The organism is Stenotrophomonas sp. 86428_Sma, from assembly GCF_056481585.1.
Genome location: NZ_CM151156.1, coordinates 1,609,296 through 1,622,279, shown reverse-complemented (window position 1 = coordinate 1,622,279; position 12,984 = coordinate 1,609,296). Strand labels below are relative to the sequence as shown.

General features: G+C 67.5%; 12 protein-coding genes. 10 read left to right on the top strand and 2 right to left on the bottom strand.

All coding sequences use genetic code 11. The features are described 5' to 3' along the window. The first annotated feature begins 19 nt into the window (after positions 1-19). From pstS to rnt, 10 genes are all read left to right on the top strand, one after another. A complete protein-coding gene (gene pstS, locus ACZK3J_RS07360; protein ID WP_478476692.1) occupies positions 20-1,108 on the top strand; it encodes a phosphate ABC transporter substrate-binding protein PstS in 1,089 nt (362 codons plus the stop codon). An 82-nt stretch (positions 1,109-1,190) separates the two neighbouring features. Continuing rightward, positions 1,191-2,159, top strand: a complete 969-nt coding sequence (gene pstC, locus ACZK3J_RS07355; protein ID WP_049421601.1) for a phosphate ABC transporter permease subunit PstC — start codon at positions 1,191-1,193, stop codon at positions 2,157-2,159. Next, on the top strand, positions 2,159-3,022 hold the full coding sequence (pstA, locus tag ACZK3J_RS07350; RefSeq protein ID WP_032127902.1) for a phosphate ABC transporter permease PstA: 864 nt from the start codon (positions 2,159-2,161) through the stop codon (positions 3,020-3,022). Before pstC ends, pstA begins: the two co-directional genes overlap by 1 nt. Positions 3,023-3,041: 19 nt before the next feature. After that, positions 3,042-3,872: a phosphate ABC transporter ATP-binding protein PstB gene (gene pstB / locus ACZK3J_RS07345; protein ID WP_005408788.1), complete on the top strand. Its 831-nt coding sequence runs from the start codon at positions 3,042-3,044 to the stop codon at positions 3,870-3,872. Positions 3,873-3,969: 97 nt separating this feature from the next. After that, complete coding sequence (gene phoU, locus ACZK3J_RS07340; RefSeq protein ID WP_008265615.1) at positions 3,970-4,677, top strand: phosphate signaling complex protein PhoU; 708 nt, start codon at positions 3,970-3,972, stop codon at positions 4,675-4,677. Positions 4,678-4,936: 259 nt separating this feature from the next. Next, entirely contained in the window at positions 4,937-5,293 is a 357-nt protein-coding gene (locus ACZK3J_RS07335) for an HvfA family oxazolone/thioamide-modified RiPP metallophore (RefSeq protein WP_032127903.1), read from the top strand. Then, positions 5,280-6,155, top strand: a complete 876-nt coding sequence (locus tag ACZK3J_RS07330) for an HvfB family MNIO-type RiPP peptide maturase (RefSeq protein WP_478476690.1) — start codon at positions 5,280-5,282, stop codon at positions 6,153-6,155. The genes ACZK3J_RS07335 and ACZK3J_RS07330 overlap by 14 nt, the downstream gene beginning before the upstream one ends. Then, on the top strand, positions 6,148-6,903 hold the full coding sequence (locus ACZK3J_RS07325) for an HvfC family RiPP maturation protein (protein WP_478476688.1): 756 nt from the start codon (positions 6,148-6,150) through the stop codon (positions 6,901-6,903). The genes ACZK3J_RS07330 and ACZK3J_RS07325 overlap by 8 nt, the downstream gene beginning before the upstream one ends. Before the next feature lie 26 nt (positions 6,904-6,929). Continuing rightward, positions 6,930-7,451, top strand: a complete 522-nt coding sequence (locus tag ACZK3J_RS07320; protein WP_317216878.1) for an HvfX family Cu-binding RiPP maturation protein — start codon at positions 6,930-6,932, stop codon at positions 7,449-7,451. 169 nt (positions 7,452-7,620) lie between these two features. Then, positions 7,621-8,271: a ribonuclease T gene (gene rnt, locus ACZK3J_RS07315; RefSeq protein ID WP_414577569.1), complete on the top strand. Its 651-nt coding sequence runs from the start codon at positions 7,621-7,623 to the stop codon at positions 8,269-8,271. Between the two features lie 95 nt (positions 8,272-8,366). Here the strand turns inward: rnt and ACZK3J_RS07310 are convergent, their stop codons facing one another. Then, positions 8,367-11,393 carry a two-component regulator propeller domain-containing protein gene (locus tag ACZK3J_RS07310; protein ID WP_478476686.1) on the bottom strand — a complete coding sequence of 1,009 codons (3,027 nt, stop codon included), beginning with the start codon at positions 11,391-11,393 and terminating at the stop codon, positions 8,367-8,369. 177 nt (positions 11,394-11,570) lie between these two features. Continuing rightward, positions 11,571-12,980, bottom strand: a complete 1,410-nt coding sequence (locus ACZK3J_RS07305) for an ATP-binding protein (protein ID WP_478476685.1) — start codon at positions 12,978-12,980, stop codon at positions 11,571-11,573. Between the last annotated feature and the right edge of the window lie 4 nt (positions 12,981-12,984).

Below are 12,984 nucleotides of genomic sequence, written 5' to 3'. Positions count from 1 at the left end.
ACCCCGCTATGGAGTGACCATGAAACTGCACTCGGCCGGCCTCGCCGCCCTTTCCCTGGCCATCGCCCTGGGCCTGTCGGCCTGCGGTGGCGACAAGCAGGCCGCGCAGCAGCCGGCTGCCGACGGTGCCGCCGCCCCGGCCGCTGCCGGTGCCAAGGTGACCGCCGAAGTGTCCGGCGCGGGCGCGTCCTTCATCTTCCCGCTGGTCTCCAAGTGGTCGGCTGACTACAACACCAGCACCGGCGCCAAGATCAACTACCAGTCGATCGGCTCCGGTGGCGGCATCGCCCAGATCAAGGCCGGCACCGTCGACTTCGGCTCCTCCGACAAGCCGCTGAGCAGCGAAGAGCTGGCCCAGGCCGGCCTGGCCCAGTTCCCGTCCGCCATCGGCGGCGTGGTGCCGGTGGTCAACATCGAAGGCCTGGAAACCGGCAAGCTGCGCCTGAGCGGCGCCCTGCTGGCCGACATCTTCCTGGGCAAGGTCAAGACCTGGAACGACCCGGCCATCGTCGCCGCCAACCCGGGCCTGAAGCTGCCGGACGGCAAGATCACCCTGGTCCACCGTTCGGACGGTTCGGGCACCACCTTCAACTTCTCCAACTACCTGTCCAAGGTCAGCCCGGAGTGGAAGAGCAAGGTCGGCGAAGGCACCTCGGTGCAGTGGCCGGACGGCGTCGGTGGCAAGGGCAATGAAGGCGTCGCTTCCTACGTGAAGCAGATCAAGGGCTCGATCGGCTACGTCGAACTGGCCTACGCGCTGCAGAACGGCATGCCGTACACCGCCATGCAGAACGCGGCCGGCAACTGGGTCGAGCCGAGCGCGGAAACCTTCGCCGCTGCGGCCGCCAGCGCCGACTGGGCCAGCGCCAAGGACTTCAACCTGGTCATCACCAACGCCCCGGGCGAGCAGGCGTGGCCGATCACCGCCACCAACTTCATGCTGATGCAGAAGCAGCCGAAGGATGCCAAGCGCAACCAGGACACCCTGGCCTTCTTCAAGTGGGCCTTCGAAAACGGCCAGGCCCAGGCCAACGAGCTGCACTACGTGCCGCTGCCGGCCGAACTGGTCAAGCAGATCGAGGCCTACTGGGCGACCGACCTGAAGTGATGGACACGACGGTGCCCGCCCCGCGCGGGCACCGCTTCTTCCACGCCGTGCCGCCCCGCCCCTTCCTGGCCCTGCCGTCCCCATGAATGCCATCGCCCAGCCTGTAGCCGCCCCGTCCACGCGTGATGCGCGTGATGCCCGCAACGACAAACTGTTCCGATGGGTGCTGGTCGGCACCGTCATCTTCGTCCTGATCGCCCTGGCCTGCGCCGCGCTGTCGATGCTGTGGGGCGGCCGCCATGCCCTGCAGATGCAGGGCCTGAGCTTCTTCTTCTCCGCCGACTGGAATCCGGTCGAAAACAAGTTCGGCGCCCTCGCTCCGATCTACGGCACCCTGGTCACCGCGCTCATCGCGATGGTCATCGCCGTGCCGGTCAGCTTCGGCATCGCCTTCTTCCTCACCGAAGTCGCGCCGCGCTGGCTGCGTGGCCCGGTCGGTACCGCCATCGAACTGCTGGCGGGCATTCCTTCGATCATCTACGGCATGTGGGGCCTGTTCGTGCTGGTGCCGGTGATGACCGAGTACGTCACTCCGTTCCTCAACGAAACCCTGGGCGAGATGCCGATCATCGGCCCGCTGTTCCAGGGCCCGCCGCTGGGCATCGGCATGCTCACCGCCGGTTTCGTGCTGGCCATCATGGTCATCCCGTTCATCTCCTCGGTGATGCGCGAAGTATTCCTGACCGTGCCGACCCGCCTGAAGGAATCGGCCTATGCACTGGGCTCCACCAAGTGGGAAGTGAGCTGGGACATCGTCCTGCCCTACACCCGCTCGGCGGTGATCGGTGGCATCTTCCTCGGCCTCGGCCGCGCCTTGGGCGAGACGATGGCGGTGGCCTTCGTGATCGGCAACAGCGTGCGTCTGTCGCCGTCGCTGCTGGAACCGGGCACCACCATCGCCGCGCTGATCGCCAACGATTTCGGCGAAGCCACTGAAACCTACCGCTCGGCCCTGCTGCTGCTCGGCTTCGTCCTCTTCATCGTCACCTTCGTGGTGCTGGCCATCGCCCGCCTGATGCTGATGCGCCTGTCCCGCAAGGAGGGCAACTGATGTCCACCACCGCTGATTCGCTGTACCTGCGCCGTCGCATCGGCAACGTCGTTGCGATCACCGCCTCCTGCGCCACCGCCCTGTTCGGCCTGTTCTTCCTGGGCTGGATCCTGTTCACCCTGGCCTCCAAGGGCCTGGCCGGCATCAACTGGGATCTGTTCACCAAGATGACGCCGCCGCCGATGCAGGAAGGCGGTCTCGCCAACGCCTTCTTCGGCAGTGCGGTGATGTGTGCGCTGGCGATCGGCATCGGCACCCCGCTGGGCGTGCTGGCCGGCACCTGGCTGGCCGAGTACGGCAACGCCCGCAAGGCCGGCACCGTGGTCCGCTTCGTCAACGACATCCTGCTGTCGGCCCCATCCATCGTGCTTGGCCTGTTCGTCTACACGCTGTACGTGATGCAGACCGGCGGCAACTTCTCGGCGTTCGCCGGTGCACTGTCGCTGGCCTTCATCGTGCTGCCGGTGGTGGTGCGCACCACCGACGAAATGCTGCGCCTGGTGCCCTCGCAGATGCGCGAAGCGGCCCTGTCGCTGGGCATCCCGCAGTGGAAGGTGATCGTGCAGGTGCTGTATCGCAGTGCGTCGGCCGGCATCATCACCGGCATCCTGCTGGCGCTGGCCCGCATCTCCGGCGAGACCGCACCGCTGCTGTTCACTGCCTTCGGCAACCAGTACTGGAACAACAACATCTTCCAGCCGATGGCCTCGGTGCCGGTAGTGATGAACCAGTTCGCCGGCAGCCCGTATGAATCCTGGCAGGTGCTGGCCTGGGCCGGTGCCCTGGTGCTGACTGTCTTCGTGTTGCTGGTCAGCCTTGCCGCCCGCGGCATCCTGCTGCGCAACCGTATCTCCCATGACTGACCTTTCCGTGGATAACGCCATGAACGACCTTTCCAACGCCGTGCCGATGCAGCGCATCGCCGTGCCGTCCTCGCACGAGAGCCTGCACACGCCGTCGCCGGTGAAGCTGGCTGCGCGTGGACTGGACTTCTACTACGACAAGTTCCATGCCCTGAAGGGCATCAACCTGGAGATCCCGGAAAAGCGCGTGACCGCGCTGATCGGTCCCTCCGGCTGCGGCAAGTCGACCCTGCTGCGCATCTTCAACCGCATCTACGCGCTGTACCCGAAGCTGGAGGCGCGTGGTGAAGTGCTGCTGGACGGCGAGAACATCCTGTCGCCGAAGTACCCGATGAACCGCCTGCGCAGCAAGGTCGGCATGGTGTTCCAGAAGCCGGTGCCGTTCCCGATGACCATCTTCGAGAACGTGGCCTACGGCATCCGGCACCACGAGAAGCTGAGCAAGGCCGACATGGCCGACCGCGTCGAGCAGGCGCTGCGCCAAGGCGCGCTGTGGGACGAAGTGAAGGACAAGCTGGGGCAGAGCGCACTGGGCCTGTCCGGTGGCCAGCAGCAGCGTCTGTGCATCGCCCGCGCCGTGGCCCTGCGCCCGTCGGTGCTGCTGCTGGACGAGCCGACCTCGGCGCTGGATCCGATCTCGACCAGCCGCATCGAGCAGCTGGTGGAAGAGCTCAAGCACGAGTACACCATCGTCATCGTCACCCACAACATGCAGCAGGCCGCGCGCGTGTCCGACTACACCGCCTTCATGTACCTGGGCGACCTGATCGAGCACGACCGCACCGAAGTGATCTTCTCGCAGCCGTCGCAGCGGCAGACCGAGGATTACATCACCGGTCGCTTCGGCTGAAACGGCAGTCGACAGACAGACAATGTCAGTCGAGCATGGCTCGACTCTACAAATCACGCCAGCCAGGCATGGCCTGGCTCTACCCGGATTGCAGACCATGAATCTTCCCAACGACCACATCGTCAAGAGCTACGACGAAGAACAGCAGCGGCTGGTGGCCGAAATCGTGCGCATGGGCGAGATGGCCGTCGCTCAGCTCGAAGCGGCGATGGACGTGATCGAGAAGCGCGACGAGAACGCCGCCCATCGCATCATCGCCAACGACGAAGCGATCGATGCGCTGGAGCAGCAGATCAGCCATGACGTGATGCGCCTGGCGCTGCGTGGGCCGATGGCGCGCGACCTGCGCGAGATCCTGGCCGGCCTGCGCATCCCGGCCGACATCGAGCGCATCGGCGACTATGCGGCCAACGTTGCCAAGCGTTCGATCGCGCTGGGCAAAGTGCCGCCGCTGCCACAGATCCAGGGCCTGCGGGCGCTGGGTCGCCTGGCCGCGCAGCAGGTGCGCCGCGCCATTGCCGCCTACCGCGACAACGATGCCGACGCTGCGCTGGCGCTGCGCGAGGACGACGCCCGCCTGGACGCGCAGTACACCGCGCTGTTCCGCGAGCTGCTGACCTACATGATGGAAGACCCGCGCAACATCACCCCCTGCACGCACCTGCTTTTCATGGCCAAGAACCTGGAGCGCGTGGGCGACCACGCCACCAACATCGCCGAGAACGTGTGGTTCCTGGTGCACGGTGAGCAGCCGCTGCCGCCGCGTGAAAAACGCGACGAAACCTCCAGCACCGGCCAGCCCTGACGCTGCACTGCAACACCGGAGTTGACTCCAAGGTGGCCGCTGTCCTGGTGACAGCGGCCTTCTTGTTTCTGGGCATTCCGGCAATTCATCCACGCATGGCGTGGATCTACCGGAAACCGTGTTCCCCTTCTGTAACAAACCTCACGAAAATTTGAGGTCTTGGCGAGGATTCGTTGAGTAGGATCGCTGCACCATCGCTTCCACCGGCATCCCTGCCGGCGACCCGGGCAACCGCCCACACCACCCAGGAGCACCACCGATGAGCAGTTCCAACAAGACCCTGTCCCTGCTGACTGCTACCGCCCTGGCCGCCGGCCTGGGCATGACCGCCAGTGCCTCGGCCCTGAGCATGAGCGACCTGGCCCAGGGCTATCTGGTCGCTGGCCAGGCCGCCAAGGCCAGCACCGATGCCAAGGCAGCGGACACCAAGATGGCCGCGGACGCGACCAAGCACGCCGAAGGCAAATGTGGTGCCGACGGCAAGAGTGCCGAAGGCAAGTGCGGCGCCGACAAGGGCAAGGCCGCCGGTGCTGCGGCAGGCGCCAAGGCCAAGAGCGGCGACAAGAAGTCGGCCGAGGGCAAGTGCGGCGAAGGCAAGTGCGGTGCCAAGCACTGACGTCCGCGCCAGCGCCGTCCACCAGCGGTCGCCGCTTAGTGCGGCGGCCGCCGGGTTGGGGCTGCGCCGGGCGCTGCTGCAGGATCTGCGCGATGCGCCGGCCGGTGACTTCGACTTCCTCGAATGCGCGCCGGAGAACTGGATCCATGTCGGTGGTCCCGCCGGGGATGCACTGGCCGAACTGGCGCAGCGCCATCCGTTGAGCTGCCACGGCCTGTCGCTGTCGCTGGGCGGCAGCGCGCCACTGGATACGCAGCTGCTGGAACAGGTCGGCCAGTTCCTGGAAAAGCACCGCGTGCCGCTGTACAGCGAGCACCTGAGCTACTGCAGCGACGACGGCCACCTGTACGACCTGCTGCCGATTCCGTTCACCGACGAAGCCGTACGCCATACCGCCGCACGCATCACCCACGTGCAGGACCTGCTGGGTCGCCGCATCGCGGTGGAGAACGTGTCCTACTACCTGGCGCCGGAGCCGGCGATGGACGAACTGGCCTTCACCAACGCCGTGCTCGCCGAGGCCGACTGCGACCTGCTGCTGGACGTCAACAACGTCTACGTCAACGCCTGCAACCACGGCTACGACGCCGACACCTTCATTGCCGGGCTGCCCGCAGATCGCATCGTCTGCCTGCACGTGGCCGGGCACCTGGACGAGGCACCGGACCTGAAGATCGATACCCATGGCAGTGCGGTGATCGACCCGGTCTGGGCGCTGCTGGCACACACCTATGCGCGCATCGGCCCGCGCCCCACCCTGCTTGAGCGCGATTTCAACTTCCCGCCCTACGCCGAACTGCAGGGCGAGCTGCAGACCATCCGCCGCCTGCAGGCGACGCACGGGGGGACCGCACATGACTGACGCTCGCGGCACCCTGCGCGCGCAGCAGCATGCGTTCACTGCCCATCTGCGCGATCCGCAGGGCGTGCCACCGCCGGCTGGGTTGGAGGCACGCCGGGTCACGGTGTACCAACGGCTGCTGTTCAACAATCTGCTCGGCCTGTTGAGCAACGGCTTCCCGGTCTGCGTGCGCCTGCTCGGCGAGCCCGCCTGGAGCGACCTGGTGCGCCACTACTTCGCCACCCATCGCTGCCAGACACCGCTGTTCACCGAACTGGCCGCCGAATTCGTGCAGTGGCTGCGGGCACAGCCGCAGCTGCCGCACCCGGCGTTGGCCGAACTCGCTCATTACGAGTGGGTGGAGACCGCGCTGTACCAGTTGCAGGCCGAGCCGCTGCCGGCACCCGGCGACATCGATCCGCTGCAGGTACCGCTGCAGCGCTCACCCCTGGCGTGGCCGCTGCTGTACCAGTGGCCGGTGCACCGACTGGGTGCCGAGGATGCACCAATGCAGCCGCCCACCGAGCCGACCGGCCTGCTGGTGCGCCGTGAGGCTGACGGCGAAGTGCGCTTCGCCGCACTCAGCCCGCTGGCGGTATACCTGCTGTCCAGCATCGGCGAACAACCCGGCCTCGATGGACATGCCTATCTGCGGCAATTGGCCGCCGCGCACGGCCTGGCTGAGGAGGCGCTGGCCGAACCCGGTGCTGCACTGCTGCAGCAGTTCCTGCAGGCCGGCGTGATCGGCCCGCTCACAGTCCCTGGCTGACGCCCCTTCCCCCCGGAGAACCACCGATGAACCTTCCGACCCTGGCCGCCGCACGCGGCCAGCTGGACCGTCTCGCCCCCTGGTTGGCGCCGCTTGGCCTGCGCCTGCTGCTGGCCTGGGAATACTTCGAATCCGGCCGCGAAAAGCTGCGCGGCCAGAACTGGTTCGCCGACCTGCAGGACGCTTTCCCGTTCCCGTTCGACCAGCTGCCGGCCACCCTGAACTGGCAGCTTGCCACCTGGTTCGAGCTGATTGGCGCGGCCTGCCTGCTGGTTGGCTTCGGCACCCGGTTTGCCGCCGCCAGTCTGCTGGTGCTGACCGTAGTGGCCACTTATGCGGTGCATTGGCCGATGGAATGGAACTCGCTGGCCGACCTGGCCATGGGCTACGCGATCACTGACCAGGGCTTCGGCAACTTCAAGCTGCCGGTGCTGTTCATGGCCATGTTGCTGCCGCTGATCTTCACCGGCGCCGGCAGGCTGAGCGTGGATGCGTGGTTGGCGCGGTGGTCTCCCTCGGCCACGCCTGCACGGCCAGCAGTCCGGTAATCGCCAACCCTGGTCGGCGCACCGTGTGCCAACCAGGGTTGGCAGCTACCGGAATGCTGAGCGCGCGGTGCCCCGGTAGGTGTCGACCTTGGTCGACACACGCCCGCGCAGGGAACGCATGCACCGAAGGCTGGCCGGGCGCTCAGGGTCGCTCTGCTAGAATTCACGCATGACTGACCCCACCCCCGCACCTGCCGCCGCTCCCGATTCCGCAGTCCCCCAGGCGCAGCGCGCGATGTCACAACGCTTCCGCGGCTTCCTGCCGGTGGTGGTGGACGTGGAAACCGGCGGCTTCGACAGCCAGCGCAACGCGCTGCTGGAGATCGCCGCGGTGCCGATCGAGATGGACGAGAACGGCCTGCTCTACCCCGGCCAGACCGCCAGTGCCCACGTGGTGCCGGCCGAGGGCCTGGAGATCGACCCGAAGTCGCTGGAAGTGACCGGCATCATCCTCGACCACCCGTTCCGGCTGGCCAAGGAAGAGAAGGCGGCGCTGGACCACATCTTCAGCCCGGTACGCGCGGCCATGAAGAAGTACGGCTGCCAGCGCGCGATCCTGGTCGGCCACAACGCGCATTTCGACCTCGGCTTCGTCAATGCAGCGGTGGCGCGCACCGGCCACAAGCGCAACCCGTTCCATCCGTTCAGCGTGTTCGACACGGTGACCCTGGCCGGCATCGCCTACGGTCAGACCGTGCTGGCGCGTGCGGCCACCGCCGCCGGGCTGGGCTGGGATGCCAACGAGGCACACAGCGCGGTGTATGACACCGAGCAGACCGCGCGGTTGTTCTGCACCATCGCCAACGCCTGGCCGCGGTAAGCCAGCCAACGGCGCAACCGCATCCACGCAGTGCGGACCAACGGTCCGCACCCACCACTCACCGGACGGTAGATCCACGTCATGCGTGGATGCGATCAACCAATACTCGTACGATCGCGGCCGTCGCTCTTGGCGCGGTACAACGCGCGATCTGCGCGCTGGTACAGCAGTGCCGGGGTGCGGTCGTCGGCATCCAGCTCCACCAGCCCTGCGCTGAAGGTCACGCGCAGTCCGTCCACGCCGGCCCAGTCGGGGTGGTCATGGAACAGGCCGCGCAGGCGCGCGCACAGCTGTGCGGCTTCCTCCAGGCGGGTGTCGTTGAGCAGCAGCGCAAACTCTTCGCCGCCGGTGCGCGCCGGCAGGTCCGAGTCGCGACTGGCGGCGGCGATCAACCGCGCCACCTGCACCAGCACGGCATCGCCGATGCTGTGGCTGTGGCGGTCGTTGACGTCCTTGAAGTGGTCGATATCCAGCACCACCAGGCACAGCGGATGACCGCTGCGCTGCGAACGCGCGAAGTCACGCGCCAGCGTTTCATCGAAAGCACGGCGGTTGGCCAGGCCAGTCAGTGCATCCTCGCGGGCCTGCCGTTCGAATGCCTCGGCCTGGCGTGCGAGGCGCTCGGCCAGTTCGGTCTTTTCCTGGTTCAGCGCCTGCAGGTGCACGGTCTTGGCCTGCAGGTCGAAGGTCGCCTCGTCCACGCGCCGTGCCAGGCGCAGGTTGCTGGCCTTCAGCTGCTGCAGCAGCAGCCGGTACAGCGCCACCAGCGCGGCCAGCAGCAACAGGCCACCCAGCACCTGCACGCTGCGTCGCTGCCACCAGAACGGCTCCACGGTGAAGCTCCATACCGCTTCCTGCTGGCCCCAGCTGCCACCCGGATGGGCAGCGGCCACGTGCAGGATGTAGTCGCCCGGCGGCAGGCCAACGAACTCCACGCTACGCTGCGGGCCGCGTTCGACCCACCCCGTATCCAGGCCGTCCAACCGCGTGCGGTAGCGGATCCGGTCAGACATCAGGTAGCTCAGGCCGACATAACTCACCGCCAAGCGGCGGCCGCCGGGAATGTAGTTGCGGTCCGGGCCTTCCCAATGCACCGGTGCGCCATCCACCTGCACGCTTTCAATCGCTGCCGGCGGTGAAAGACGCTCGCGGAAACGCTGCAGGCGTTGCGGATCGACGGTGCTCAGGCCTCCGGCGGTGACCACCCAGAACGTGCCGTCCTGGCGCAGGATCGCCGATGGCCCGGAGCTGCCGTTGGCCTGCGCGTTGGCCATGCCGTCAATCTCGTTGTAGCGCTCCACCATCACCCGGGGTGCGCGGCCATCGGCCACGGCGTTGAGGGTGGCCATGTCGGTGCGCAGCACGCCGCGGTTGCTGCTGATCCACACGTTGCCAAGGCGATCCGGCACCAGTTGGAACACCGCATCCACCGGCATGCCCTGCTCCAGCCCCACCCGTGCCAGCGTGCCGTTGCGCCAGCGGTACAGGCCACGGTCGCTGCTGATCCACATCGCGTCACCCAGCTGATGGAAGCCGAACACGCTGCGGCCACCGCCCATCGGCGCGAGGTCGATCGACTGCACGTGATCGCCGCGCAGTACGCGGATGCCCTCGATGGTGCCGATCCACAGGTTGCCCTGGTGATCGTGCTCAAGCGCGGTGATCAGGCCGCTGGGCATGCCCGCAACGCTTGATACCTGCACGCGGTCGCCGTCGATGCGGACCACGCCCTTCTGGGTGCCGGCCCAGACCACGCCCTGCGGGTCCACGCTGATCGCGCGGATGTTGCCGCCCGGCATGCCATCGGCGGCGGCATAGTTGTGCCGCAGCCGGCCATCGGGGCCAAGACGGTAGACGCCATCACCGAACGTTCCGACCCACAGGTCACCGTCCGGGCCCTGCGCCAGGCTGAGCACCGAAGGTGCCTTGCCGCCGCGGTTGTGCAGCGGCATCGCGCGGAAGCGGCCATCAGCAGTCTGCAGGTCGAGGCCGCTGGCACTGCCGACCCACAGCTGGCGATCGCGGTCCTCGAACACGGTGCGCACATAGTCGCCACTGAGGCCATCGCGCTCGGTGTAGCTGCTGAACAGTGTTTCGCGCAGGCGGTACAGGCCACCGTTGGCACCCACCCAGATGCTGCCCTCGGCATCCTCGCGCAGGCTGACCACGCGCCCACCCGGCAGATTCAGGCCCGCCGGCAGGCGCTCCAGGCCATGCGCTGAGATCCGCAGCAGGCCCTGGTTCTCGGTGCCCAGCCACAGGTCACCATGGCGATCCTGCAGCATCGAGGTCAGGTGCAGCTGCCCCGGCAGGCGGTGCATCAGCACCAGCTGATCATCCTCCACCCGGTACAGGCGCTCGCCGGCGACGATCCACAGCGCGCCATCCGGAGCGCGGTACGGCCACGACAGGCCACTGCCGGCGCCCAGCCCCCACGTCGCTGGCGCGCGCTTGAGCACGCCATCGTTGTCGCGCAGCACCAGTCCATCCAACGTGCCGACCCAGACCCGGTCCTGCGCATCGACCACCAGCTTGGTGAAGCTCATCGCCATCGGCAGGTCGGCGGCCGGAGCGTGGTAGACGATGCCGGTGTCCGGCGTCAGATAGCCGATGCCCTTGCCTTCATACAGCAGCCACAGGCGGCCCTGGCTGTCCATCTGCATGGACTGGATCAGGACCTGCGGGGTATCGGCCTGGTGCTCCCATACACGCCACTGGCCATCGTTGCCGCGATGGCTGACATTGCCCCGCGAATCACTGATCCACAGCCCACCCTGGCGGTCGACGAACAGCGCGCCGATGCCGTTGTCGCGCAGGCCCGGGCGGGTACTGCGGTCGAACACGGTGAAATCCAGCCCGTTGTAACGCACCAGGCCTTCCCAGGTGGCGAACCAGAGGTGGCCTTCGGGGGTCTGCGCGATGTCGCGCAGCGAGTTGTGCGGCAGGCCGTTGCGCGACGTCCATACATCAATGGCGTAGTCGCGCAGTGGCGGAGCCCCCTCCTGCGCTGCCACCGGCAGTGCAAGGGCCAGCAGCAGCCACAGCAGGCCCTGTCGCAGCCATCGACCGATATCTGATCCGCAGCGCTCCACCCAGCGCCCCATGTCCCCCTGTCCGGCCATCAGTGCAGCGGCGGCGGCCAGGCAGGGCTGCCGGGCCTGGCAGCATGCGGGAACTGCCGGGCAGCGCGGGACGGCATGCCGGCGGGAACGGGCTGGCTCATGGGGGGGGAACTGGGAAGATGCGCAGATGATAGGCCAAACCCGGCCAAGGGCGTCACCATCGCCAGCCGCGAAGGCTCAGCCCGCGCGGCCCGGCGGCGTCACCTGTGCACTGGCCGGCCACTGCACTACCGCCTCCAGCCCGCCTTCGACGCGGTTGCGCAGCCACAGCCGCGCCCCGTCTTTCCCAGCCAGGGCGCGGGCGATGGTGAGGCCCAGACCGGCGCCGCCGGTTTCGCGCGAACGCGAGGTTTCCACCCGCACGAACGGGTCGAACACGGCTTCCAGCTGATCCTCGGCCAGGCCCGGGCCGTCATCGGCCACCACCACGGTGATCGCGCCACCACTACGCTCGACCCGTACCCGCACCCGGTAGGCATACATCACCGCGTTGTCCACCAGGTTGGAAAACAGGCGATGCATGGCCAGCGGACGCAACATCAACACCGCTCCGCTGCCACCTTCAAAGACGACATCTCCGCCGCCCTCGGCCGTGTCTTCAACGATGCTCTCCAGCAGCGAATCCAGGTCCAGTGCGGCGCGCTGCTCGGCGCTCTCCGCGCTGCGCGCCAGCTCCAGGCCTTCGCGCACCAACGCCTGCATCGCGGCCAGATCGCCGATCAGGCGCTCACGCAGCACCTCGTCGCTGACATTCTCCAGGCGCAGGCGCAGCCGGGTCAGCGGGGTCTGCAGGTCATGGGTGATCGCCGCCAGCATCTGCGTGCGCTCGGCCAGGTGCCGCTGCAGGCGATGCTGCATGGCGTTGAAGGCTTCGGCGGCGCGCTGCATTTCGCGCGGGCCGCGCAGCGGCAGTGGATCGCGCTGCAGGTCGTCGCCCAGGTCTTCGGCGGCTGCGGCCAGTTCCTGCAGCGGCGCGCTGGCCATGCGCGCGACGATATAGGCCAGCACCGCAATCGCGAGCACCAGCAGGGTCAGGAACCACGGGTCCACGGCGAGGATCCCGTTGTGTGCCACCGCCGGCGAATCCAGCGCCAGCTTCAGCAGCGTGCCGTCGTTGAGGGTCACGTCGACCGCACGGCACTTGGGCGGGATGAACGCCGGATCACGTTCGCGCGGATGCTTTCGATGCCCCGGTGGCGGCGGGGGCAGCAGGTCCTGCAGCTTGGGAATGCAGGAGCGGAACGAAGCGAAGTGCACATGCGCGCGTGCGACCGGCCCGGGCCGGTCATCGAGTACTTCCATCAACGCGGTATCGGCCCGCCCCAGGCGTGCGCCGGGTTGCAGCGCACGCACGCTCGGCCCACCGATTTCGAGCAGGCGCTCGCGCAGTTCGGGGTTGCCGTCGAGCAGGTTGACGTAGCCCTGGAGGCGGTCGGCGATGCGGTTCAGGTTCTGCCGCTCGAACTCCTGCTGGCGCTTGGAGGTGGCCAGCATGGTCGCGCCGATCGCGGCCACGCTCATGCCCAGCAGCAGGATCACGAACAACCGCCCGACCATCGAGGACAGGAAATGGCGCAGGCGCTTCATCGCG